We start from the raw sequence: 24570 nt of genomic DNA, 5'->3' as shown, positions 1-24570 counted from the left end.
AAACAAACGGTGTAGCTTAGTATGTAAAAATTATAAATAACTAACAACTATCTTGACAAGTTCCGTCATCGTAGCAGTACGAGAAAACCTAGAGCGTCAAATAAACCCAATGAGCTTGTTGCAACAGCGAGCAATCAAGTTTATTGCTGGGATATTACTTACTTGAATTCCAATGTGAAAGGACAGTACTTCTATCTCTATATGTACATTGATATCTTTGATAAATATATTACAGGGTGGCAAGTTTTTGATTCAGAAAGTGCAGAGAATGCCTCTTTATTGACACAAGATATATTCATTGCTTGAGCTGCTTCTTGTACCGAATGATTATGCTCAGTCACTAATTAGATACATTCAAGTTTGAATTGAGCACTAAAAACACGCCTTGTCTTATTGGTCACAATTTTACCCTCATTATTTAATGATACTTATTTTATCACCTCTTAATGAGTGTCCAAAATCAGTATACAAGTACATAGTGAGTTTCTAATTCTAAGATTGACATATTTAGAATTAAATTTTATCGATGGCTAATTACATTATTTATAGTGATATTGGCCATAAGGAATAATAAATCTGTGATAGGTACGACAGTTTCAATCATTTTGGGATTGACATAATCACTCATATATTAGTAATATTAATATATAAGAGTCGTATAAGTGCAAATGAGTTAGAGTAATCAAGTGGCAATTTATTCCGCTGTTAAGCCATTTCAAGACTTTTAGCAATTCTTTTGCTGATGTTTCGATTCCCCAATTACCCAACAACCCATTATTATGGAGGATACCATGCCCACTTTAGAACTCAACGGTAAAACAGTTTTTGGTGTTGCCTTAAATTACCAAAAGGTACTCGCTGAACACGCTCATAGCTTTACACAAAAACCATATATTCATCTGCCAAAAAAACCGGTTTTATTCATTAAGACTCCAAATACCTACAATTTTACCAACCACGTTGAAAAACCCAAAGATTGTAGATTACAACCTGGTGCTACTCTGGCAGTTGTTATAGGAAAAACTGCGAGTCGAGTTAGTATCGGTGACGCTTTAACATATGTAAAAGGGGTTTGTGTTGGTAATGAGTTCAGTCTACCCGAGGAGAGTTTTTATCGACCTGCAATTAAAGCAAAGTGCCGAGATGGATTTATGGCATTTGATACAAAAGTGGTGCCTTTAGAGCACATTAGTAATCTTAATGGTTTAAGCATAACGGTCTCTCTTAATGGTGAAATCAAGCAAGAAGCAAATACAAATGAATGGGTAAGAGATATTGCTTTATTGATAGCGGAAATTACGGAGTATATGACTTTATATGAAGGTGATGTTTTATTAACAGGAACTCCTGCGGGACGTTTCGATGTTGAACAAGGCGATGAAGTTACTGTGAGTATAGAAAAAGTCGGTAATTTAACAACAAAAGTTATCTAATAAAGGATTCCATAGAATGAAACATGCAAGAATTAAATTCAACAATCAAATATATGCAGTGACTGTAAATGAGGATTTATCTGTAAATATGCCAGATGGTTCGATTTTAAAAGAAAAAGAGGTGCAATGGCTTTCTCCTAGTGAAGGTAATATGTTTGCGCTAGGATTAAATTTTGCAGATCATGCAACAGAGCTTGCCTTTGCAGCACCCACAGAACCCCTGGTTTTTATTAAATCAAAAGGGAGTTATATTGGTCATAATGGTCACTCATGGCGCCCTGATAACATACATTATATGCATTATGAATGTGAATTGGCTGTAGTAATAGGCAAAACTGCTAAGAACGTTTCTAAGGAAAACGCGTGGGAATATGTGAGAGGTTTTACTTTATGTAATGATTACGCCATTCGTGATTATTTAGAAAATTATTACAGACCTAATTTGCGCGTTAAAAATAGAGACTCAATGACAGCAGTAGGCCCCTTTATTGTAGATACTCAAGATGTACAAGATCCAATGAATTTATCAATGAAAACATGGGTTAATGGAGAATTACGTCAATCTGGTAATACCAAAGATATGATTTTTGATGTTCCTTACTTAATTGAGTATCTTTCTGGATTTATGACTCTCCAAGAGGGCGATATGATTGCGACAGGCTGCCCTAAAGGTACTTCTGATGTTGTGGCAGGTGACGAGATCATTATTGAAATTGAACATATTGGCAAGTTAAGAAACTATATGTTAAGCGAACATGAATATTTTGAGCATCGTAATAAATAACTCGATAAATTACTCAAGGCATACTTATTAGGAGCAAACTATGATTAAACATTGGATTAATGGCCAACAAGTAGCAAGTGAAGAAACTTTTGATAATATAAATCCCGCTACAATGGAAAAAATTGGGGAAGTGGCTAGCGCAAGTGAGAAAGAAGTTGATTTAGCAGTTAAGGCTGCAAAAGAGGCCTTTCCTAAATGGGCTAATACCCCCGCTAAAGAGCGAGCAAAAATTATGCGACGCTTTGGTGAATTAATTGATAAAAATGTAGATAGAATTGCTGAATTAGAGACGCTTGATACTGGGTTACCTATTCACCAAACTCGTAATGTATTGATTCCAAGAGCATCCCATAATTTTGAGTTTTTTGCAGAAGTTTGTACTCGAGTTAATGGTCATACTTATCCTGTGGATGATCAAATGCTCAACTACACACTTCATCAACCGGTTGGTGTGTGTGCTTTAGTTTCTCCATGGAACGTCCCTTTTATGACATCAACATGGAAGACTGCTCCCTGTTTAGCGTTAGGTAATACAGCAGTGCTCAAAATGTCTGAATATTCGCCTTTGACGGCAAACGAACTAGGTAGAATTGCTCATGAAGCGGGTGTCCCTGACGGTGTGTTTAACGTTATTCAGGGATATGGTCATACTGCTGGAGATGCGCTTGTAAGGCATCCGGATGTGAGAGCAGTCTCTTTTACTGGTGGAACCGTTACGGGTCAAAAGATAATGGCGAATGCTGGCATAAAAAAATATTCAATGGAATTGGGTGGAAAGTCGCCTGTATTAATTTTTGATGATGCTGATTGGCAAAGGGCATTAGATGCATCTCTATTCACAATATTCTCTCTTAATGGAGAGCGCTGTACCGCGGGCTCTCGTATATTCATTCAAGAAAGTATTTATGATGAATTTGTTGAGCAGTTTGCTGCGCGAGCCAAAAAAATCAGGGTTGGCGATCCTACCCAAATGGATACACAAGTTGGAGCGATGATCACCAAAGCTCATTATGATAAAGTCACGGGTTATATAAAAATAGGGATAGAAGAAGGAGCAAATTTATTAGCCGGTGGATTAGAGCGTCCAGAAAATTTACCTGAACATTTGAGTAAAGGGAACTTTATACAGCCAACGGTTTTCGCTGATGTCAATAACAACATGCGAATCGCGCAAGAAGAAATTTTTGGTCCAGTTGTTTGCTTAATTAAGTTCAAAGACGAAGCTGAGGCGGTTCGATTAGCAAATGATGTTGAATATGGACTCGCTTCATATTTATGGACTTCTGATTTAACTCGAGCCCACCGAGTTGCGGCTCAAATTGAAGCCGGTATGGTTTTCATTAATTCTCAAAATGTTAGGGACTTAAGACAACCTTTTGGTGGAGTTAAGCAATCAGGGACTGGCCGTGAAGGTGGAGATTATAGTTTGGAAGTCTTTACAGAAGTAAAAAATATTTGTATTTCAATGGGACAGCATTCCATTCCAAGATGGGGTGTTTAAGGAATGAATTACTCTATGAATTCATGTATTTTAAGCTAGGAGAATCCTAATGGGAAAAATAGCACTTGCTGCAAAAATTACGCATGTACCATCAATGTATTTATCTGAGTTGCCAGGTAAGAATCATGGTTGTAGACAATCAGCGATTGATGGACACAAAGAAATCAGTCGTCGTTGTCGTGAAATGGGCGTGGATACGATCATCGTGTTTGATACCCATTGGCTCGTGAACAGCGGATATCATATCAATTGTAATCCACATTATGAGGGAATTTATACGAGTAATGAATTGCCCCATTTCATTAAAGATATGACTTATCAGTATCAAGGCAATCCTGCATTGGGTCACTTAATTGCTAAGAAAGCACAAAATAAAGGTGTGCGAGCTATGTCACATGAAATTGATAGTTTGGAGCTTGAATATGGGACTTTGGTGCCTATGCGTTATATGAATGAAGATAAACAATTTAAAGTTCTCTCAATTTCAGCGTTTTGTACATCACATGATTTAGAAAATAGCCGTAAACTAGGCGAGGCGCTTGTAGAAGCTGTTAAAGAGTATGAGGGGACAGTTGCTGTATTGGCTAGTGGTTCTTTATCTCATCGTTTTATTTGGGATACTAAAGCTGAAACGGGTATGGACAGTTATACGCGAGAATTTGATAGGCAAGTTGATTTACGCGTAGTGGATATGTGGAAACAGGGTCTATGGGCCGATTTTGTTAAAATGTTACCAGAATATTCAGAGTACTGTTTTGGTGAAGGGTTAATGCATGATACAGCCATGTTATTAGGTGTCATGGGATGGGATAAGTACACAGGCAAGGCTGAAATTATTACTGACTTGTTCCCAAGTTCAGGCACCGGACAAATTAATGCCATCTTCCCTTTCAATTAAACAAAACTATGCTAAGTAAAGGACATTAATATGCCACATTTTATTGTTGAGTATTCAGAAAATTTAAAAGATGAAATTGAGTTTAATGCACTGTTTACTCAAGTGCACGAATGTTTAGGAAAAAGCGGTGTTTTTCCATTAGCGGGTATAAGGAGCCGTGCTTATGCGGCCACTGATTATCGTATCGCGGATGCAAAACATGATTATGCATTTGTTCATTTCTTATTAAAAATTGGAAGTGGCCGTGAAGAATCAGTTAGGGTGAAGGTGGCTGATGAACTTTTTTCCCTCATTGAAAATTTTTTTGCCCCTTTGCAAGAAAAACGATTGCTGGCTATTTCATTTGAAATGCAAGAGTTGCATCCGGTTCTTAATTACAAAAAAAACAACATTCATGCATTTTTGAACAATAAAGGTTAATAAATCATGTTAGATAAACAAACCATCGATATTTTGGCAAGACAATTAAACGAAGCTGAGAAGAACAATACACAGCTCAAACAATTTTCATTGCAATATCCTGAAATAACTATTGAGGATGCCTATGCGATACAAAAAGCATGGGTCGAAATGAAAATTACGGAGGGAAGGACGCTTAAAGGACACAAGATTGGATTAACTTCCAGAGCGATGCAGGTTTCTTCTAATATCACTGAGCCGGATTATGGCGCACTTTTAGATGATATGTTTTTTGAGGAAGGGACCTCAATTCCTATATCTCGTTTTATTGTGCCAAGAGTAGAAGTAGAGTTAGCGTTTATTTTGGGTAAACCACTTAGGGGGCCTAATTGTACTGTGTTCGATGTACTTGAAGCAACTGAATGGGTTATCCCTGCACTTGAAATCATTGACGCAAGAATTATGCAAATTGATCCTCAAACGCAAGTGACAAGAAAAGTGTTTGACACGATTTCTGATAATGCTGCAAATGCAGGCGTTGTCATGGGGGGAAGGCCAATTAGACCTAATGAACTAGATATCACTCGTATCAGTGCTATTTTATATAGAAATGGCGTTGTTGAAGAATCTGGAGTTTCTGCAGCGGTTTTAAATCATCCTGCAAAAGGCGTGGCGTGGCTAGCTAATAAACTTCATCCTTACGGAGTGACACTAGAAGCAGGACAAATCATTTTAGGGGGATCATTCACCCGTCCTGTTGCTGCGAGAAAGGGGGATACATTCCATGTTGATTATGGCGCATTGGGTTCAATTGCTTGTTTTTTTGAATAATAGGAGAGTGTATGCACTCAATTCCAATCAATCAGTTTAAAATGGCTCTACACCAAGATAAAACTTTGATAGGACTTTGGCTTGGGTTGGCAAATAGTTATAGTAGTGAACTATTAGCTACAATTGGATATGACTGGCTTCTAATTGATGGAGAACATGCACCGAATTCAATCAGTACAATTCTTCAACAATTACAATCTATTGCACCTTACCAACATAAAGGGTATTCATTTCCTGTGGTCAGACCCCCTTTGGGCGACAGTGCTTTAATAAAACAATATCTAGATATAGGTGTTCAAAGCTTATTGGTTCCTATGGTCGAAACGGCTGAACAAGCAAAATTACTTGTCAGTTCGATGCATTACCCTCCTGATGGAATAAGAGGGGTAGGTAGTGCTTTGGCTAGAGCTTCTTTATGGAGCCAAATCGATGAATATCTTAATTTAGCTAATGAACAAATGTGTTTGTTAGCCCAAGTAGAAAATGTTGAAGGGCTAAATAATATAGATGAAATAGCCAGTGTAGCTGGCGTTGATGGCATATTTATTGGACCTGCTGATCTAAGTGCAGCATTAGGTCATCGTGGTAATCCACAGCATCCTGAAGTACAAGAAGCCATTTTGCATATTGCCAGAGTTACAAAATCTAAGGGTAAAGCATTGGGTATTTTATATGCAGATCCCAAAATGGCGAAAACTTATATTGATGCTGGATTTAATTTTGTAGCTGTAGGTGTCGATACTAGCTTGCTAGTTAAATCGGCAAAATCGCTCTTAGGCCAGTTTAAAAGCGATATTAAACCCTCGACAATACAGACGTCAATTTATTAAGGGATACAAAAATTGTTGAAGTAATAACAATTAAGGAAACTCTAAAGGGAATAAGATACATTTAGACTGATTGATATTGAGTTATAGGCATGACTCTTTTTTCATTAACTTATAAAAGCTAATAGAAAAGATGGCATGCCATGCCTAGCTTATTTGACTAAAATACTGGCTCAACACTCTAAAAATCCTCAAGAGAACTTTCTATTAGTTAGAAAAAGTTCAAAACAAATTTATTTTGTTTTGGTTTATTTCGCTCTTAACAAATGTTCAAATATTTCAAAATGATTATGATGTGCAGATAAGTAGTTGTGCTGCTATAAGCGTTTTTTTTAAAAAAAAGCCATTACCTATAGAAAGCGCTATGAACTCAACACACTGTTAAGTTTAGAATGAAACGCTTTTATTATAAAAAATGAAGCATGAGTGGATAATATGTGAACTATCAATAATTTTTTGTTTTATTTATATTTGATTTATTGAACTGTTGAACAGAAATTTTCAGCTGCATAGATATTTAGCCCTTATCTTGCTAAACCCTAATTTTAAGATCAGTAAATGTGATGAAGTAAAAAATTCACTGTAAAATATACCATTTATGCAGTGAATTATATAGTTAAATCGATCTCTTCTAGAAAAAATTAAGTTAATTTAATATTTTTAAAATTCATGTGTTAGATTTCTAATTTAAACGTAAGTACATGTTTTTATAAATCAACATACTAAACCAATACTCTAAACCAATACTCTAAACCAGCACTCATCCCTACCAAAGATACCTCATCACTCTACGAGATAAGCGCATCTAGTCAAAAAAATTAACCTTTAAGACTTAACCCTTAATTATTGCTCATTTTTAAAAATTTCTAGTCAACTACAAATGGGCTCTCTCATATTTAATAAAGTGAAAGGAACATTTACTTATTCATTCTCATTAAGGCGATAAATGTGACACAGATTACACTTTTTCTTAAAAGAATGAAAAGTACAATTTTAACGATGGAAAATGCATTTTTTATTTAGTTTACTATTGCTAGGATGTTAGTGAAATAAAGAGGTTTAATTTACTCAAATGAGGATCTAACAATGACAGAGAGAAGTTCTATTTATCGTGCTTTAGAAAAAATATTACCAGAACTCGCTAAAAATGCAGAAGCTTGTGAAAAGGAACGAAAAGTCCTAGATGAAAATATCAAGCTACTAAAAAGTACTGGTTTACATAAGGCTTTTTTACCAAAACCGTATGGAGGACATGAGATCCCTATTACTGAATTTTCTGACTGTATCAGCCTTGTTGCTACTGCATGTGCAAGTTCGGCTTGGGCCTTTAGCTTATTATGTACTCATAACCATCAATTAGCTATGTTTCCAAAACAATTACAAGATGAAGTGTGGAAGAGTAATCCAGATTCGCTGGCCAGTAGTTCAATTGCACCATTTAGTACGATAAAAGAAGTTGAAGGTGGAATCATTATTTCTGGAGAGATGGGTTGGAGCAGTGGGGTTGATCATGCTGATTGGGCAATAGTAGGGTGTAACCGTTTTAATGAGCAAGGAGAAAAAATCTACTCTTTTGCTGTATTACCTAAAAAAGATTATACCATAGTTGATAATTGGTATGCTCATGCTATGAAAGGAAGTGGCTCAAAAACCATAAGTATCAAAGAAGCATTCGTACCAGAGTATCGCATACAAGCAGCTAAGGATATGATGGAGGGAAGATCTGCAGGATTTGGACTCTATCCAGACAGTAAAATATTTTATGCACCTTATAGACCTTATTTTGCATGTGGATTTGCCGCAATAGGGCTAGGTATAGCAGAAAGAACTTTAGAGGCATTTAAAGAAAAAAATCAAAATAGGATAAGGGCATATACAGGTGCAAGTGTTGGAACGGCGACACCTGCATTGATGCGTTTGGCAGAATCAACCCATCAAGTAGGTGCAGCCAGAGCTTTTCTAGAAAAAACACTGAATGATATTAAAGTTCATGCTGAAAGCAAAATATACCCTACCAGAAGTACGCTTGCCGGGTGGAGAACTAATCAAGCTTATTGTGTGCAGATGTGTATTGAAGCCGTAAATAGATTGGTTAATGCCTCAGGCGCAACAATTTGGATGGAAGGAATGGAAATGCAAAGGCTATTTAGAGATATGCATATCACAGGTGCTCATGCTTATACAGATTATGATGTCTGCGCACAAATATTAGGTAGAGAATTAATGGGGCTTGAACCCGATCCTACAATGGTATAATCAGGAGATCATATGACAACAATATTTGACAGTAAATCTTTTAGAAGAGCTTTAGGCAATTTTGCTACTGGTGTGGTGGTGGTCACGGCACAGGATGAAGATGGAAATAAAGTCGGCATGACGGTCAATAGCTTTACCTCGGTATCCCTTGAACCCCCTTTAGTGCTTTGGTGTATTGATAAACGCGCGGGTAGCTTAGACGTATTTAAACGCGCTGGCCATTTTGCTATTAATATACTTTCGGCGGATCAAATTGATATTTCCAACACCTTTGCGCGCTCTAAAGAAGATAGATTTGCTAGCATAGATTATAAAGAGGGGATCGGAAAATCTTTATTAATCTCAGACGTATCAGCGCAATTTGAATGCGAGTTGCACGAAATTCTTGAGGGAGGCGACCATCTAATCCTGGTAGGTAAAGTGTTAAACTTTAATGATTTTGGTCGAGTGCCTTTATTATACCATCAAGGAGCGTATGCTTCAGTATTCCCTCATCCTAATGTAAGAAATAAGATTGAAACTGCAAATGAGAAAAATTCAGAGTCTAAAGAAGTAAATCAAAAGCTTGCGGGGAATATTCACTACTTATTAACTCAAGCAGTACAGAATTATCAGAATGATTACTATCCAAAACAACTGGCATCAGGCTTAAGAAATAGTGAAGCAAGAATTCTTTTAGTTATTTATGCTGGGCTTGCGACCTGTAAAAGTAAAATGACTAAAGAGGCTGCTATTCCTATGCGTGAAATTGAACAAGCGGTCGAAATTCTGGTAAGAAAGGGGCTTCTTATCGCAGCGGAAGATGAGTTGCAATTAACCGAAAAAGGCGAAGCTCAGGCAATAGATCTCTTGGATATTGCAGAAAGGCATCAAGAAGAAGTACTAGCCCGATATAAACCAGAAGAAGTAGTTATGTTCAAAAAAATGTTAATGGCATTATTGTGAGTTCAGTTATAGCTATTGATCTTAATATAGACTCTGCAGCTTAAAATTTGAAGGCAACTCGTTTAGGGGGGCCTTTTTTTTTACTGGAGGAAAAATGGAAAATTTGAATACGTCTAAAATGAAGGCATCTAAAGTGATTATTATTATTTTGGCGTGCCTAGTGGCATTTGGTCCCTTGTCTATTGATATGTACCTCTCAGCATTACCATCAATTGCAAGTGATCTTAATGTTGGCGCATCACAAGTTAAGCAGACCGTAACGATATTTTTAGTGGGATTTAGCTTTGGAATGCTTGTTTATGGTCCACTTTCTGATAGATACGGTAGAAAAAAACTATTAATTATTGGTATTTTATTTTACTTAATGGCAACCATAGGGATCCTATTCATAAAAAGTATAGAGGCATTATTAGCTTTCAGGTTATTACAAGCCTTGGGAGGTGCCAGTGCATCGGTACTTGCAAGGGCTATTGTAAGAGATTTATATCCTTTAAATGAAGCGGCAAAAATATTGTCATGGATGAACATTGTCACAATGGTTGCCACAATAATAGCCCCATTATTTGGAAGCTTTTTACTAAAATGGTTTGATTGGCAATCTATTTTTATGTTTTTATTTATATTTGCAGGCGTTACGTTGCTCTCATTTGTGCTAAAAATTCCTGAAACCCATGTAAAGTCCTCTCGTCTTATTAGTTTAACCCATGTAATAGCAGGGTATTACAGTGTATTAAAAGATTCAAAAGCGATGACACTTATTGTGTGTATGTCAAGCGCCTTTGCTGGAATGTTTGTTTATATTACGCTTTCCCCTTTTATATTTATTAAATTTTTTAATTTCACCGAACAACAATATGCCTATTTATTTGCCTCAAATATAACAGGGATATTAATAATGACTTTTATTAATGCCTCCATAGTGACCCGATTAGGTCCTTTGAAAATGGTTACTCTCTGCACATTGATTTTATTTATCTCCGCGCTAGGATTACTATTTTTTACACTGATTTGGATTGTTCCTGTTGGGATCATGGCCAGTTTATTCTTTTTCGTTGCTATGACTGGAAGTTTGAATGCTAATTGCATTGCTTTATTGTTAGGGATGTACGAGAAAAACGCAGGTACAGCTTCAGGTTTAGCCATTTCAATTCAGTTTGGCCTAGGTGGAGGAATGAGTTTTTTAGTAAGTCTATTGACCACTACAAATCCCTGGCCAATGGGCATATTTATGTTTGTCATGGGGAGTATTAGTCTAGTTGCTTTATTACTTTTTAAGAGAAGTGTCAGCTGCAAAGTTGGCTGAAGCTCTATAGGCTTTAGGAGTTAATTGGGTATTTTGTGTAAAAAAGCGTGTAAAATAAGCTGGGTCTTGAAAACCAAGTTCAAAGGCTATTTTTTGGATGGTTTGATTGGTATAACTGAGTAAATATTTCGCTTCCAAAATAATCCTATCGTGAATAATTTGTTTAGAAGAAGAACTTGAAATCATCCTACATAATTTATTCAAATGTCCCGTAGTGGTATTTAAGGATTTGGCATAGTAATCCATGGTTTTGTGTTGGTGGTAAGTTTCTTCAACAAGTGCCAAATATTTTCTGAAAAGCTCTGTTTGTAGATCTGAAGATGACTCAGAGGACTGCTCATTACCCATAAGGCGAAAGAGATTAATGAAAATGAGTTCAGACCAGCTTAATAAAGCTGGATTGTTGCCTAAGTGATTATCTAATTGATGTTCTAGTTCTAGTCCATTAAATGCTACTTCGAGCATTTTATAGATGGGTTTTAATTCAACGGGCAAATCATGCAAGGTGATGCAAGTAGGTGCATAAGAAAATTCAATGTTATGTTGACTCATAGAATCAAAAAGATTTTGCATTACACTTTGGTGGATAGTTAATACTTGTCCTGAGGCATTGGGCTCTGTTACAAAACTATGAGGTGTTGGTGGTGGGGTGAAAAAAATTAAGGGAGCATTTGCGATATATTCAGTAAAGCCAAGTTGGAGATGCACCGTTCCATGATGAATAAAATGCAGTTGATAAAATTGGTCGTGACGATGTAAATGCATTACTCGACCAAAATAAGATGCCAGATTGCTAAGCGATTCATATTGAATATGTGTGCTTTGATAAAATTTATCATAAGTTTGAACCAAATTTAAATTTGGGATATGAGATGGTATCTGTTTCAAAAAGCCCCCAATAATACGAAGAAATTCACGCGATGGAATCATCTTAACCTAAATAAAAAAATACCGCTAATCAATAAAGTTTAGCGGTATTTTAAGAGGTTATTCGCAAAAATCAATCTACAGCTACACTGATATCTTCTTTCTCTTTAGAATGTTTACGTTTAAATCCATAAATAGGAGATTCGTTTTGTAAGTCTTCATATTGTGGTCCTAAAGGAATATTAGAACGATCTTTGAGAAGGAGGGTAGCAAAGAGTCCTACCGTGGTCATAAACCCAAGGTAGTAAACGACAGACTCGGTACTGCCAGTTTTCTCAATAAGCGCTGCAGAAATAAGCGGGGAAAAAGCTCCTCCTAGAATAGCTCCTATAGCATAAGAAATTGACACACCTGAAAATCTTATAGACGCAGGGAAAAGCTCTGAGTAAAATGCCGATTGAGCGCCGTAAGTAAGTCCAATACCCACAGACAATAATGTCAGCGCTAACCAAACACTGTGCCAAGTCCCCATGTTTACTAGGGGAAACAGGGCAATTACCCCTACATATTGAACAATCCAACCTATAATATAGATATTTCTACGACCAATTTTATCAGAAAAAAATCCAGCTAAAAAAGTGAATAAAAGCCATGATGCTGCGGCCGCAGTAACAGCAAGAAGTACAGGCGTTCTTTCCATTTTCAATAAACCGTCAGGATCGGTAGTATAATTTTGGATAAATCCACCAGTTGTCATATAGCCTAATGCGCCATTACCAGAAAAAACAAGTGCTGCAATGATCACAAGCAAGAAATGATTTTTGAATAATTTCACCACAGGTTTTTGCACACTGACTTTTCTTTCTTTAATTTCTTCAAAAACCGGACTTTCTTCAACTGTTTTTCTGATCCAATGGCCTAGTAGAAGTAATACAACACTAAATAAGAAAGGAATACGCCATCCCCATTCAACAAAGGCTTCTCCTGGAGCAATAACACCACTCATTAGAGCTAACATGCCTGATGCTAAAAGTAATCCCAGCGGTACACCGGTTTGAGGAAAAGAACCGAATAAACCTCTTTTTCCCTTAGGGGCATGCTCAACTGCCATAAGAACAGCTCCTCCCCATTCACCTCCGGCTGATATACCCTGTAGAATTCTTAAGAGGATTAGCAGAATTGGCGCCGCTAAACCGATGCTTTCATAGGTGGGCAGTACACCAATTAAAAAAGTAGAACCGCCCATGAGGATAAGCGTAGCAACCAAAACTGCTCTTCTACCGATTCTATCTCCAAAGTGACCCGCTAGGAATGCACCCAAAGGCCTGAAAAGAAAGCTAACACCAACTGATGCAAAAGTAATTATAGTTCCAAGGCTACTGCCTGCAGGAACAAAATAGAGCTGTTTGAAAACTAGAGCTGCCGCACTGGCATAAATAAAAAAATCATACCATTCAACAGTTGTACCAATTAAAGTTGCCAAGGCAACCTTGCGTTGGTTTTGTTTTACGTTATCGTTCATAAGCCTTTCCCTCTAAATTGTATTTATCATTTTAGGCACTTAACTAACATATTAGTAATTAATAGTATCGCCCAGAAAAAAACTTTGTCAATTTGACATTGCAATTTTGTTAACTTGATCATAAAAAACAACTTAAAATTAAAGTATTAAATTTCAGTTATTTATTTATAAATTATGGTGTCCAATCCGCAAATAGACTAATTTCTTTATTATTATTAATGAAATTTAAATTGCGAGGTAATGTTCAAATTGCTTACTTTTAAAGACTAAAATGACTTCTATGCATTACAAATAAACAAACAAAATCACATTTAAACGATGAAAGTCAAAAAGCGTGATATAAATCACAAAGGTGAACCAAAGGTGTAGTTTTTGAAAACTATTAACAGGATAAGAACAGTAGAACAAAATATCGTGAATAAAAACATTTCAAACAAAAAAGTTATATGATGATTAGCCAAATGCCAAATGCCAAATGCCAAATGCCAAATGCTAAATCAATTACTAAAATTATAAATTACGGAGTATTGAAGAATAAAGATTTCAAGACAATTTTATTTTAAGCTAATTTTTACGATCTTATTTTTATTGAGTGGAAGCCAAGTTTTTTGGGGAGTAACCTGTGCAACTTCCATTACCTTTAACCCTGAATATCGCTACCAACATATTAATCTAGATCATTTTTTAATTAATGAACCTATTGATGAACCTATTGATGAATATATTGAACTAGGATCATTTATTGGGTGGACACCCTATAGATTAGTTGTGGAAGAAAATAAGTACTTGCCAAAAGATCTAACTTTCAAATTTTATTGCAAAGATTCAGACGGTGTACCTATTTATTTAGAATAAAATAATCCTTCAAAAGGGACAGATGATTATTTTTTAAGGATGACAGAAACCCTATTATTTATCTTCATATAGAAGGGAAATCAATTGAGCCATTAGAAAGAACAATCCTAATTTTTTTCCAATCGAGACCAACAATGTGTGGCAATACAAATACTGTCTATCGTTTAGTGTTATAAGTTGATAATATTAAGTAATTTTATCAGATTGTTTTACTTATAAAAATTTAGAGTTATAAACTTGCGCGAGGTTGCGAAATAAGCGACGGTTTTATTGCCAAGTTCCGGCTAGCTGATGTGTTGATTACAGATGTGGGATGTTCATGAGCTCACTGCAACACGATACCTTAAATTATTAGCTGGATTACTTAATCATTTGCAAATGGAAAGTAAGCACTATACCCCAAAATGAACTCTCAGGTTCTCTTATCAGCAATGACTTTGTAAACATTTTCTGCACTAAAATTTTTTAAGTTGAACAAGGGAAGGCACGATGCTTAAATACATGCATGATTTGAGAAAGACACAGTAAAATGCAAAACTATCCGTTTACGTGCTTAGATTTGGTTTAATTAATAAAGTGTTTTTGGAGAAAATCAAGATTAAGGTTTTGACATTGCTTAACACTCACTGAATAAGCATCGGAAAAATAACTGTACCTGCAACTTGACGCCACATCAGGATATAGACAAATAAACTTTAGTGAAATTGTTATCCCACTTCAAAGAACAGAATAAGAAAACATAAGGGAAGCCATAGCTAAGTTTTATGAAAATCTGAGTACAATATTAATTCACCTCACCTTATCTTATAGTGCCGTGCAAGTGATTGTAAAAGACAATCCTGAAATCAAATGAATAAGTAAAGTTCATTTAGCGGTATAGAAGAACTAAAAATAGCAATTGATCACATGCTTTTAAAGTAAAACTGTAAAAGAATCAAAGTCAGTGTCTTTTGCTATTATAAGGCTATTTATCAATAATGCGACAAATATATAAGCACTTAGCTAGAAATACCCATACATAAGTATTTAATTTCTAAGTATTCATCAATTCCATGTTTTGAACCCTCACGACCTAGACCTGATTGTTTGATTCCCCCAAAAGGGGCTTCAGTGGTTGAAATTAACCCTGTGTTAATACCTACCATTCCATATTCTAATGCTTCACTAACTCGCCAAGTTCTTGCAAGAGATTGAGTATAAAAATAGCTAGCTAGCCCAAACTCAGTATCATTTGCCTTTAGTATTACTTCTTTTTCATCACTAAATTGCATAATAGGCGCAATAGGGCCAAATATTTCCTCGCAAGAAACTCGCATTGTATTATCAACATTGATCAGTATAGCAGGGGACATAAAAAAGCCATTTAATCCATCAGGGTAAATCCGCTCTCCACCACAGATCAACTCAGCCCCTTTAGACACTGCATCTGTAATAAATTCTTTATTCTTGATGAATGCGTTTTCATCAATAAATGGACCAATACTTGTGCAATCATTCAATCCATTTCCTATTTTTAGGGCTTCTACCTTAGCTTTCAGTTTTTGAATAAATTCGTCATATACTAATGTATGAATATAAAAGCGGTTACTACAAACACATGTTTGACCATTATTTCTGAATTTGGAGATAATCGCACCCTCTACTGCTGCATCTATATCAGCGTCCTCAAAAACGATGAAAGGGGCGTTGCCTCCAAGTTCCATAGAACTTTTTTGTATATGTGAAGCGCCATGGGCCATTAGTAGAGATCCTATTGGTGTTGATCCCGTGAAAGTGAGTTTTCTGACAGTAGAATTATGGGTCAATTCATGTGCAATCGGGGATGGATCACCAGTAATTACATTAAAGACACCAGGAGGTATTCCTGCCTGAAGTGCAAGTTCAGCTAATGCAAGAGCGCTAAAAGGCGTCTGGGAGGCCGGCTTTAAAATCATGGTACATCCTGCCGCAAGCGCGGGAGCTACTTTGCGGGTGATCATCGCTGCAGGAAAGTTCCAAGGAGTAATGGCTGCGCAAACTCCAATAGGCTGACGTATTGTCAATAAACGCCTATCATTAGAAGGTGATGCAATCGTCTCACCTTCAATTCGACGTGCTTGTTCTGAAAACCACTCAATGAAACTTGCACCATAAAGAACTTCACCTCTCGCCTCTACTAATGGCTTACCTTGTTCAATAGTTATTAGTTTTGCAAGATCATTTAGATTAATTAAGATTAAATCATACCATTTTTTGAGTAGTGTACTACGCTCTTTTGCTGTGTATTTCTTCCATACTGAAAAAGCATTTTTTGAGGATTCAATGGCGAATTTAGTTTCGACATCAGTCATATTGGGAATAGAGCCAATGAATTCTAAGGTTGCTGGGTTTATTACTTTCGTGCGCAATTGAGACTGAGCATCGCACCAAATTCCATTAATAAGTGCTTGGTCTTTAAATAATGCCGGATTTAATAGAGATACCATAATATTCTTCCTTTGGACAATAAATATTGATTTATAGACTATGACAAGGTGAATTAATAGTTATATTGATTGCTGATGGACTATATAAAATCCAAAAACAATGAATATATACTAACATGTTAGTGAATTTAAATCAAATGTATTCAAATTAACCATTAACACTACAGATTTTTGACTTTACTCTGCAAGACAATAACATTCATTTTTTGGAAATCTTCAGAAATATAATGCAATGAAAACTCACACTTAAAAGAATTTTTTCATTTAAGTGTATTATTATGTTCCAATTAGTTTTTATATTAGAGATAATAGAGCTTTATAAGTTATTTCTAGTTTATTAAATCCCTCCCTTGGATTTGCCCTAGCAAAAGAGAGTTAGCTTTTAGTAAAGAAATAAAAAAACAAACAATCAGGACTCTTAGAACTATTGTTTTCTACGAGTTTGTTTTAAAAGATAATTAAAATGAAACTTCATAACGTACAACTTAAAAAATTAATAGATGAAATGCATTCATTAAGTCAAGAATGCAAAAGCCGTGAAGATGTGCTTGATGTAGCAAGATTGGCCGAAGGATTTTCTGGGCCATTTAAGTTTGATAATTCAGAAAATTGGAAACTATCTGGGGTGTTTTTATTGGTCCTTGGGATATTATTTCTCTTGACTAATTATGTTGTAATTGAATTAGACTGGCTAGCTAAGATAATTTTATTGGCTAAATTTGCTTGTGGCATGATGATAGGCTACAACATATATTTAATTTATCAACGATCTAAAACTATAGATATTATTTCAGATACACTTTTTCAATTAAACCTTTTCTTTGCCAATCATATTAATCCTTGGACTGATAGGGAAAGATTTGTTTCACAGCGATTAAGCAGTTTTGCTGAATTTGATAGAGGTAATCATTCAAGAGAAATTACTATTGAACACGCTTCTACCGAGACAGCAAAAGTCCCGTTTAATGTGTATGAATTTAAATATGTAGATAAAGAAAAAGTGACTAAAAGGGTTTCTGATGGCAAAGGAGGCTATAAAACAGTCGAAGAATATGTATACCATAGCTACTTTCGTTATGGGATCATATTCAAATTAGATAACTTTGATTGCCTTCATCTAAAATTTAATGGCAAGCTAGCCTATCCAAAAATTAATTATAAACCTGCTTCCATCGAGTTTAATAACATGTATGAATTGGGCGCTAATGAAGAGTTTAAAATGTCAAAGTTTTTAAAACCGGCATTAGTTGAGAAAATCGTCAATATGGCAAAGGATTTTGGTGTTTTTAATATTGAAATTAATTCTGAGAGTGAAGTTTGCTTTGGATTTTTAAACAATATTGTATTTGGGAAAAAAAATACTGAATCACTTGAAAATCCTAGACTCTTTATTGAATCATTAGAAAACTGTGGTTCATTTACTCGATTAAATGAATTTATTGAATTGTTTGAAAATATTCAGCGCTATTCTGACTAGTTTCATACCACAGATTTGGATCTTTTTTGCTAAGGAATTTAAGCATTTTTATTCTATGTTGTCATATTTTATTCTATCAAAATTTATTAATAAGGAATCATTATGTTTTTTACTCTTTGTTTTATTGGCGGTGTTATTGCAACCATTTTTATAGTTATTAGCATTAATAATGGAATTATTGCTCGCCATAACTCCGTTAAGCAAGCATGGGCAGATGTTGTTGCTCAAGAGCGCCAAAAAATGAAAATATTACCTGAAATTGAACGTTTGGCTCAGGAACACAAAGCTTTTGAAGGTCAAGTTTTAGAAGCTGTTACGGCAATGCGAACTGCTCATAAAAATCTTGATTCAGCGGTGGAAACTCTTGACGTCAATAAGTTCAAAGAGGCTTATGATGCTTCTCAGCAGTTAAGTAAGTCAATTGCTGTTACAGTTGAAAATTATCCTGAATTAAAAACTGTCGATCTTTTTAGGGACGTTGTAAAAGAAATTGCTGAACAAGAAGAAAATGTCGGTGCTGCAATTCGTATTTATAATAGCAATGTAAATCAATTTAATACAGGAATAGAAATTTTCCCAAATAATTTTGTAAATGATAAATTAGCTAAGAAAAAACAAGTAGATTTATTTAGAAATGAGGAAGCTAGTGCTTCGCTAGATTTTACTCCTAATATTTAACTCAAAAATTTTTAAGGTAACATCAAATTTTTCAAAGTCTGTGAATTAAACAAACAGTAAATTGTTTTAAATCATTTACCTAGATTTAAATAGTTGATTTTAATCTAGGTAAATGACTAAATAGTAAAAAACAAAAAACAAAAAACAAAAAACAAAAAACAAAAAACAAAAAACAAAAAACAAAAAACAAAAAACAAAAACAAAAAACAAAAAAACAAAAAATGAATGAGCCTTATTTAGGTAGCCTGAATAATTGCGATATAATTATTTTCTGGATCTGAAAAATTAAATATCTTTTGCCCAGTAGGTAAGGTTGCTAGGTCACCAACGATGATCTTATTGGCCTTAAATTTTTCATAAAGTAATTCCAAATCTTGTTGTGTAGAAAGTAGGATAGAAGGCATTGCAAGATTCAACTCTGGTTGATAACTTGCAATCAACTTTTTATCATGTAAGACTATTTGAGTACCGTTTTCCCTTCCATCACTCAAAACAATTATCGGTACCCCAGAAAGATTGTCATTTTTTATAATTGAAAAATCTAAGTTTTTCACCCAAAAATCAGCGATTTTATTCTGATCATCCACATATAACATTAACTGATAAAATGTAATCATTTATGCTTCCTAAATTAAAAAAATTAATTGTAATTATTCTAAGTGCATAATAAACATAAACCAAACACATAGCAAATATAAGTAAAGTGAAACTCCAATCGCTTTCAATAAGTTTGGATAAGATTCATAAGCACTGATATATTGCTTGCTACGCTTATGGAGGATGACAAAAAATTATCTGACTTAACATAAACATTGCACAATTCCCATTTTAAAATTTAGCATCGCTTTAAGGAGTGACAGTGTGCATTTACATTGTATTTACAAAATGGGATAATATGTTTTATTCTGGGATTTTTTACACTTTATCATAAACTAAGATTAGGCATTTTGTGCTACATTCAAGAGAAAGTATCAATACTTGTTATGATTTTGCAAATATCTCTAGTGCAGCTAAAACTTATAGCTATTAGTTGCAAGGTGGGGGCTTTTTTAATGGTTATGGTTCAAAAGCGTGGAAAATTAATTTGTACCTGTTAGAAATCGAAACCTAATTATCACTCTGATGCCAAAAGCATTATTCGCCATTTCAATGTTTCTAAGGGATAATGCTTATCTCTAAAATAGGTTTAAAAAGTGATTGAACAATTAAATTTTGGATAATTAGCAAAACAGTAGATCAAACAAGAAGATTGATTTATACAAAATCCATCAGAAATTCCATGATTTAACTGAATAAAAAAATATTGTGATTTTAACTTTAAAATATAGCCTATGAACCACTATTAAAATAACAATTGTATAAATTGTTATTTTCTCTGCTTTGAAATCAATTGTGTTTAAACATTAATCAATTTTGCACGTAACACTATCAAATAGGATATGAAATATGACAGAACAAGTTAAAATAATCCCATCGCGTAAATTAAAAATTTCTCTGTTATATATATTAGGTGCAGTTGTTATGCTACTCATTTCCTTTGATTTCGCAGAGCTTACATTTTCTAAGAGGTATATGAGATATAAGATATTTTGGACAATCAGTCTATGTATCTCTGCCGTTCTTTCATTAATACCTATAATTATGGGGATTAAAACTTGTTTTAACCGTGATCTACCTAAAACAGCAGTTATTATGGTTATGTTGATAAGCACTATACTTTTAATATTTGTATCGTTTTTATTATTTGTACAGATAAATTATTTTTATGTGTGGTGAATTATACAGATAAGAGAATAACCCGAGAAAATTTTTTCTCATTTTACATCTTAGGTTAGTACTAATTACGCAAGCATTTTAGAGATTAAAATATCACATCGGAAAGAATTTAATCGGTTTGTAATTGAGATAAGAAGATACCCTATAAGAATGAGATACCACTAAAATCTATTAGGGACCAACAAATTATTACAGATGCAATTTAAACCCATAAAAGGTTTACTTAAAATTAACTTTTAACCTCATTCTAATAATAAGGATAAAATAATGAGAATTAAACTTGCCTATTTTTTAAAAAAGAAATTTTCATTTATCATTTCGATTAGCTTTGCCTTATTGCTATACTTTCCATTAGTGGGTATTGCAAATGACACTAGTTTTGGCCAAAAAAATGGTACTATTGTTTTTGAAAGAAATGATGACATTTCGATGGAATATGAACGCCTTTACATAAGCAGAGAAAAAATTAGAGTTGATTATCTTTTTCATAATGAAACAGATAAGGATATTTTAGTAGATATTTCTTTTCCCATGCCTCCAGAATACTTTGGTGAAAGTGATAATTCAACCATTGAAAACTATCAATTATTTGTTGAAGGAAAGCCTGTAGACTCAGAAATTTTATTTACTGTTAAAACGTCAGATAGCATAGATATTACTCAAGAGTTATTAAATTTAGGCTGGGACAAAACTTTATTAATGGCCTTTTTAAGCGAAAATGGACAACAACGTTTAGACTTTCCTCCTTTACCTGTAATATTAAAAGAAACTAACATTGACGATCTAAGGTTTAGCCTCTTGATTCAAAATAATTTTACGAGGCAGCAAACCTTTAAAGCTAATTCTTTGATACATATTACCCATGAGTATAAGCCGAGTTTGACAACAGGAATCCTAATAGACGATTCTGAAATCAGATATTTAGAAGCTAATGAATTTGATAAAAGTAGAATTGGAAGCGAATTCTGTATAGATAAAGGTTTTTTGAAAACTCTTGAGGGGAAAAAGCTAAAAAATGAAAAACACTATGGATGGGATTGGGATACGCTTGAATATATATTAACTACTGGTAATAATTGGAAGGGACCCATAAAAAATTTCAATTTGGTGATAGAAAAAGACACTCCTGAACAGTTGATATCACTATGTTTCGATGGGGAGTTAAAGAAAATATCACCCACACGGTTTGAGTTCAATCAAGTTAATTTCGAACCTAAAGAAGATTTACAAATATTATTTATTGGTTTATATAAGTAGAGACCTTTGAATTTCTGTATGAATTTTGTGCGTGCATATTTAGTAATCAGGTTGCGATTTAAAAACAAACAAAATATATGCAAAATAACAGCATTTCGGTATGAATTTACACCGCTTTTTCCATATGATGATAATTCATACCCTTATACAAGGCTCTCAAGAAGTGAATACGTGAATACATGAATACTCAATAAGGCATTTGGTTGAAAATGCTTTTGCTAGGATAAAATATTACAGAGCAATTGCAACGAGGTATGATAAATTAGAAATTTGCTTTAGAAGCACGATTGCAATTGCTTATATTATGATGTGGCTGCCTATGCATATATGAAAAATGCTCTTTAAATGTCAACTGCCCCTAATAACTTCATCACCCGTGTGGAAATTCTTCAATCTTCATTAATTATAATGGTTCAAGTACAACAGATGGTAATAGTCTTACTAGTCAATCTCATATCAATGGAATTAATTTTGATATGCGATTATTAGCCAAAGAAAATAAAGGTTTAATACCGATTGATTTAGTAGGGAAGGGAAAAAACAATGCCCAACATTATGATCATGAGAGAACTATTAATCTGGCTAGATTATTTAATAAATATGTATGGGGAAAAATTTGGTTGTATGCCTTGCTAAATTATGGTTATCCGTCGTTTATAAATCAAAGAAATAAAGATGAAGATCATGATAATCATCTTCACATGCAATGGTACAAACCTATCGTTAAAAATTTCGAGAAATAATGAAAACTTACTATGTTTTAATTCTATTTTTAGTTATGGGGTCCCCATCTATGACATACGCACAACAGCAATGCGTTGATGCTGTTATTCCACCAATGCCAGAAAAACTTGATGTCCTAGATTACCTTGATGAAGATGAATACACACTCATTAAAAACCCCTTAGTACTTGATATTGATAAGGCCTGTGTTTATGAGTTTAATAAATTTTATCAGAATGCTACACGGCTTCCTGAAATTGAATTTATTCCAGTAGATATTTTTAGTTATAAAAATAAAACCTATATTTTATATTATTCGAAAAATGATGTTGATAGTGCTAATGACGATATTCGTTTAGTTGAATTTTCTGGTTTAACCCCAATCAGTTACCATGAAGTATCAAAGTTTGCTAGTGGCGAAGATGCATATTTACATATTTATAGTGAAATACAAGATGGTACTATCAAGATTACCAAAGTTCTTTTAGATAAATCAAGTCTAGAGGAAAATAGTGAATATGATAAATTAGGTAATATCACCTTAATTTTCAAAAATAACAATTACTTAGAAAAACTGCCTTTTTTGATTGAAAGTAACAAAATACCACTGAACATCTATTTTAACGAATCACTTGGCAATACTGAACTATCTATGGAAAATGCATTTCCTCTCTTTTATTTTTCTGATGCCAAAAATAATTTATTTAGACTATTCAAATTTATCGATAAATCCTATTTTATTATAGATACCGAGCAAAAATTATATTTTTCATGCCCAAATGTAGAATGTAAAAATCAATCTACCTTTATTACAAATGGCCAAATTGTGAGTACCCTTGATAAGGAAAATCCTTACGATAAGATTTTGGTTGAGTATTTAGCTCCTGATGGAAAATTAACATCCGGCTTGTTACTTAAAGAAAATTTAAAGCCCATTACCATCAATGAAATTTATCATAGGCCTTTTGACTCTAAGCTTACTCTCAGTGATTTTATCTTAAGCGACTCTGGTAAATTTTACTCATTAGATAATAAATATGAGGTATTGAATGAACTCCTTACCAACACAGATAAATTCATATTTCAGAAGAGAAACCCTATGGAAATCAAGTGGGTTTAAAAAATTCCGACTATGAAGTGTCTATTATTTTTAAAGAAACATATAACGATGAAGAAGGAAAACAGCAAGTAGATATTGTAGATCTGTTCCTTTCAAGCTCAAGTAAGACTATCAAGACCGCAAGAGATATTAATATAGGAGATGTAATCCTCCCTAAAAATAATAAGAGCTAAAAATAGAATTTTCTCTTAAAATAAAGCATAGGAGATTCTAAATGAAAAAATCAAAATTTACTGACAGTCAAATAATGTCAATATTAAAACAAAATGAAGCAGGTGTGCCAGTTCAAGAGATTTGTCGTGAACATGGTATTAGTTCCGCTACTTTTTATAAATGGCGTTCAAAATTTGGTGGTATGGATATGCCAATGATGAAAAGACTTAAAGAGCTTGAAGAAGAAAATAGTAGACTTAAAAAAATGTATGCTGAAGAGTGCTTGAAATCTAAAATTAGGCAAGAAGCACTTGAGGGAAAGTGGTAAAGCCATCAGATAGAAAGATGATGGCGCAAGATAGTGTGAAACGTTTGGGTATTAGTATGAGATTAGCGTGTGAAATTTTTGGAATTAGCCAAACATGTTATCGCTATCGGAACTTGTCAAGATAGTTGTTAGTTATTTATAATTTTCACATACTAAGCTACACCGTTTGTTT

At 34.2% G+C, this 24570-nt stretch carries 23 protein-coding genes and 2 pseudogenes; 21 read left to right on the top strand and 4 right to left on the bottom strand.

Going from position 1 to position 24570, the window contains the following annotated elements:
* Window positions 1-36 precede the first annotated feature (36 nt).
* The 11 genes from ACFFIT_RS08175 to ACFFIT_RS08125 all read left to right on the top strand — a co-directional run bounded on the left by ACFFIT_RS08175 (window position 37) and on the right by ACFFIT_RS08125 (window position 11177).
* Window positions 37-306, top strand: coding sequence for a DDE-type integrase/transposase/recombinase (locus tag ACFFIT_RS08175; protein ID WP_385877165.1), 270 nt, complete (start codon window positions 37-39; stop codon window positions 304-306).
* Between the two features lie 485 nt (window positions 307-791).
* A complete protein-coding gene (locus tag ACFFIT_RS08170; RefSeq protein ID WP_385877164.1) occupies window positions 792-1433 on the top strand; it encodes a fumarylacetoacetate hydrolase family protein in 642 nt (213 codons plus the stop codon).
* A gap of 16 nt (window positions 1434-1449) precedes the next feature.
* Entirely contained in the window at window positions 1450-2217 is a 768-nt protein-coding gene (locus ACFFIT_RS08165) for a fumarylacetoacetate hydrolase family protein (RefSeq protein ID WP_385877163.1), read from the top strand.
* A 40-nt stretch (window positions 2218-2257) separates the two neighbouring features.
* Complete coding sequence (hpaE, locus tag ACFFIT_RS08160) at window positions 2258-3718, top strand: 5-carboxymethyl-2-hydroxymuconate semialdehyde dehydrogenase (RefSeq protein ID WP_385877162.1); 1461 nt, start codon at window positions 2258-2260, stop codon at window positions 3716-3718.
* A 49-nt stretch (window positions 3719-3767) separates the two neighbouring features.
* Window positions 3768-4616, top strand: coding sequence for a 3,4-dihydroxyphenylacetate 2,3-dioxygenase (gene hpaD, locus ACFFIT_RS08155; protein ID WP_385877161.1), 849 nt, complete (start codon window positions 3768-3770; stop codon window positions 4614-4616).
* 30 nt (window positions 4617-4646) lie between these two features.
* On the top strand, window positions 4647-5036 hold the full coding sequence (locus ACFFIT_RS08150) for a 5-carboxymethyl-2-hydroxymuconate Delta-isomerase (protein WP_385877160.1): 390 nt from the start codon (window positions 4647-4649) through the stop codon (window positions 5034-5036).
* A gap of 6 nt (window positions 5037-5042) precedes the next feature.
* The gene (gene hpaH, locus ACFFIT_RS08145) at window positions 5043-5846 is read left to right on the top strand and encodes a 2-oxo-hept-4-ene-1,7-dioate hydratase (RefSeq protein WP_385877159.1); all 804 of its coding nucleotides are present in this window, start codon (window positions 5043-5045) and stop codon (window positions 5844-5846) included.
* Window positions 5847-5857: 11 nt separating this feature from the next.
* A complete protein-coding gene (gene hpaI, locus ACFFIT_RS08140) occupies window positions 5858-6676 on the top strand; it encodes a 4-hydroxy-2-oxoheptanedioate aldolase (protein ID WP_385877158.1) in 819 nt (272 codons plus the stop codon).
* A 1083-nt stretch (window positions 6677-7759) separates the two neighbouring features.
* Entirely contained in the window at window positions 7760-8929 is a 1170-nt protein-coding gene (locus ACFFIT_RS08135) for a p-hydroxyphenylacetate 3-hydroxylase oxygenase component (protein ID WP_385877157.1), read from the top strand.
* 12 nt (window positions 8930-8941) lie between these two features.
* A complete protein-coding gene (locus ACFFIT_RS08130; RefSeq protein ID WP_385877156.1) occupies window positions 8942-9874 on the top strand; it encodes a p-hydroxyphenylacetate 3-hydroxylase reductase component in 933 nt (310 codons plus the stop codon).
* Window positions 9875-9968: 94 nt separating this feature from the next.
* The gene (locus ACFFIT_RS08125) at window positions 9969-11177 is read left to right on the top strand and encodes a multidrug effflux MFS transporter (protein WP_385877155.1); all 1209 of its coding nucleotides are present in this window, start codon (window positions 9969-9971) and stop codon (window positions 11175-11177) included.
* Here the strand turns inward: ACFFIT_RS08125 and hpaA are convergent.
* Entirely contained in the window at window positions 11139-12065 is a 927-nt protein-coding gene (gene hpaA, locus ACFFIT_RS08120; RefSeq protein WP_385877154.1) for a 4-hydroxyphenylacetate catabolism regulatory protein HpaA, read from the bottom strand. The genes ACFFIT_RS08125 and hpaA overlap by 39 nt on opposite strands.
* 112 nt (window positions 12066-12177) lie before the next feature.
* Complete coding sequence (locus tag ACFFIT_RS08115) at window positions 12178-13566, bottom strand: MFS transporter (protein ID WP_385877153.1); 1389 nt, start codon at window positions 13564-13566, stop codon at window positions 12178-12180.
* Window positions 13567-14154: 588 nt separating this feature from the next.
* On the opposite strand from ACFFIT_RS08115, the gene ACFFIT_RS08110 reads away from it, so the two are divergent.
* Window positions 14155-14421 carry a hypothetical protein gene (locus ACFFIT_RS08110; protein WP_385877152.1) on the top strand — a complete coding sequence of 89 codons (267 nt, stop codon included), beginning with the start codon at window positions 14155-14157 and terminating at the stop codon, window positions 14419-14421.
* Window positions 14422-15419: 998 nt separating this feature from the next.
* Here ACFFIT_RS08110 and ACFFIT_RS08105 read toward each other — a convergent pair.
* Entirely contained in the window at window positions 15420-16886 is a 1467-nt protein-coding gene (locus ACFFIT_RS08105) for an NAD-dependent succinate-semialdehyde dehydrogenase (protein ID WP_385877151.1), read from the bottom strand.
* Between the two features lie 463 nt (window positions 16887-17349).
* Between ACFFIT_RS08105 and ACFFIT_RS08100 the strand changes: the two genes are divergently transcribed.
* Window positions 17350-18363: a hypothetical protein gene (locus ACFFIT_RS08100; protein ID WP_385877150.1), complete on the top strand. Its 1014-nt coding sequence runs from the start codon at window positions 17350-17352 to the stop codon at window positions 18361-18363.
* Window positions 18364-18465: 102 nt separating this feature from the next.
* Window positions 18466-19041 carry a LemA family protein gene (locus ACFFIT_RS08095; protein WP_385877149.1) on the top strand — a complete coding sequence of 192 codons (576 nt, stop codon included), beginning with the start codon at window positions 18466-18468 and terminating at the stop codon, window positions 19039-19041.
* Between the two features lie 236 nt (window positions 19042-19277).
* On the opposite strand, the gene ACFFIT_RS08090 is transcribed toward ACFFIT_RS08095, so the two are convergent.
* Window positions 19278-19658, bottom strand: a complete 381-nt coding sequence (locus ACFFIT_RS08090) for a VOC family protein (RefSeq protein WP_385877148.1) — start codon at window positions 19656-19658, stop codon at window positions 19278-19280.
* Window positions 19659-20487: 829 nt separating this feature from the next.
* Here ACFFIT_RS08090 and ACFFIT_RS08085 point away from each other — a divergent pair.
* The 7 genes and pseudogenes from ACFFIT_RS08085 to ACFFIT_RS08055 all read left to right on the top strand — a co-directional run.
* The gene (locus tag ACFFIT_RS08085) at window positions 20488-20817 is read left to right on the top strand and encodes a hypothetical protein (protein ID WP_385877147.1); all 330 of its coding nucleotides are present in this window, start codon (window positions 20488-20490) and stop codon (window positions 20815-20817) included.
* Between the two features lie 267 nt (window positions 20818-21084).
* Window positions 21085-22074, top strand: coding sequence for a DUF4424 family protein (locus tag ACFFIT_RS08080; protein WP_385877146.1), 990 nt, complete (start codon window positions 21085-21087; stop codon window positions 22072-22074).
* Window positions 22075-22258: 184 nt separating this feature from the next.
* Window positions 22259-22405, top strand: a pseudogene (locus tag ACFFIT_RS08075) (IS5/IS1182 family transposase); the annotation flags it as partial.
* Window positions 22406-22550: 145 nt separating this feature from the next.
* Window positions 22551-22817 (top strand): hypothetical protein, encoded by a 267-nt coding sequence (locus tag ACFFIT_RS08070; protein WP_385877145.1) that lies wholly within the window; start codon window positions 22551-22553, stop codon window positions 22815-22817.
* A gap of 50 nt (window positions 22818-22867) precedes the next feature.
* Complete coding sequence (locus ACFFIT_RS08065) at window positions 22868-23917, top strand: hypothetical protein (protein WP_385877144.1); 1050 nt, start codon at window positions 22868-22870, stop codon at window positions 23915-23917.
* The gene (locus ACFFIT_RS08060) at window positions 23908-24090 is read left to right on the top strand and encodes a hypothetical protein (RefSeq protein WP_385877143.1); all 183 of its coding nucleotides are present in this window, start codon (window positions 23908-23910) and stop codon (window positions 24088-24090) included. Before ACFFIT_RS08065 ends, ACFFIT_RS08060 begins: the two co-directional genes overlap by 10 nt.
* Window positions 24091-24131: 41 nt before the next feature.
* Window positions 24132-24508: pseudogene (locus ACFFIT_RS08055) on the top strand (transposase); the annotation flags it as partial.
* Window positions 24509-24570: the final 62 nt, after the last annotated feature.

Source organism: Thorsellia kenyensis (assembly GCF_042432445.1).
GTDB classification, from domain to species: Bacteria; Pseudomonadota; Gammaproteobacteria; order Enterobacterales; family Thorselliaceae; genus Thorsellia; species Thorsellia kenyensis.
Note: the sequence above shows the minus strand (reverse complement) of the source record. Positions and strands in the feature narration are given on the sequence as shown.

Coding starts and splice junctions, on each gene's coding strand:
- ACFFIT_RS08135 (WP_385877157.1), top strand. CDS start 7,760: ATGACAGAGAGAAGTTCTATTTATCGTGCTTTAGAAAAAATATTACCA.
- ACFFIT_RS08095 (WP_385877149.1), top strand. CDS start 18,466: ATGTTTTTTACTCTTTGTTTTATTGGCGGTGTTATTGCAACCATTTTT.
- ACFFIT_RS08100 (WP_385877150.1), top strand. CDS start 17,350: ATGAAACTTCATAACGTACAACTTAAAAAATTAATAGATGAAATGCAT.
- hpaH (WP_385877159.1), top strand. CDS start 5,043: ATGTTAGATAAACAAACCATCGATATTTTGGCAAGACAATTAAACGAA.
- hpaE (WP_385877162.1), top strand. CDS start 2,258: ATGATTAAACATTGGATTAATGGCCAACAAGTAGCAAGTGAAGAAACT.
- ACFFIT_RS08085 (WP_385877147.1), top strand. CDS start 20,488: ATGACAGAACAAGTTAAAATAATCCCATCGCGTAAATTAAAAATTTCT.
- ACFFIT_RS08105 (WP_385877151.1), bottom strand. CDS start 16,886: ATGGTATCTCTATTAAATCCGGCATTATTTAAAGACCAAGCACTTATT.
- ACFFIT_RS08090 (WP_385877148.1), bottom strand. CDS start 19,658: ATGATTACATTTTATCAGTTAATGTTATATGTGGATGATCAGAATAAA.
- ACFFIT_RS08115 (WP_385877153.1), bottom strand. CDS start 13,566: ATGAACGATAACGTAAAACAAAACCAACGCAAGGTTGCCTTGGCAACT.
- ACFFIT_RS08125 (WP_385877155.1), top strand. CDS start 9,969: ATGGAAAATTTGAATACGTCTAAAATGAAGGCATCTAAAGTGATTATT.
- ACFFIT_RS08165 (WP_385877163.1), top strand. CDS start 1,450: ATGAAACATGCAAGAATTAAATTCAACAATCAAATATATGCAGTGACT.
- hpaD (WP_385877161.1), top strand. CDS start 3,768: ATGGGAAAAATAGCACTTGCTGCAAAAATTACGCATGTACCATCAATG.
- ACFFIT_RS08130 (WP_385877156.1), top strand. CDS start 8,942: ATGACAACAATATTTGACAGTAAATCTTTTAGAAGAGCTTTAGGCAAT.
- hpaI (WP_385877158.1), top strand. CDS start 5,858: ATGCACTCAATTCCAATCAATCAGTTTAAAATGGCTCTACACCAAGAT.
- ACFFIT_RS08150 (WP_385877160.1), top strand. CDS start 4,647: ATGCCACATTTTATTGTTGAGTATTCAGAAAATTTAAAAGATGAAATT.
- ACFFIT_RS08170 (WP_385877164.1), top strand. CDS start 792: ATGCCCACTTTAGAACTCAACGGTAAAACAGTTTTTGGTGTTGCCTTA.
- ACFFIT_RS08065 (WP_385877144.1), top strand. CDS start 22,868: ATGACATACGCACAACAGCAATGCGTTGATGCTGTTATTCCACCAATG.
- ACFFIT_RS08080 (WP_385877146.1), top strand. CDS start 21,085: ATGAGAATTAAACTTGCCTATTTTTTAAAAAAGAAATTTTCATTTATC.
- ACFFIT_RS08070 (WP_385877145.1), top strand. CDS start 22,551: ATGCGATTATTAGCCAAAGAAAATAAAGGTTTAATACCGATTGATTTA.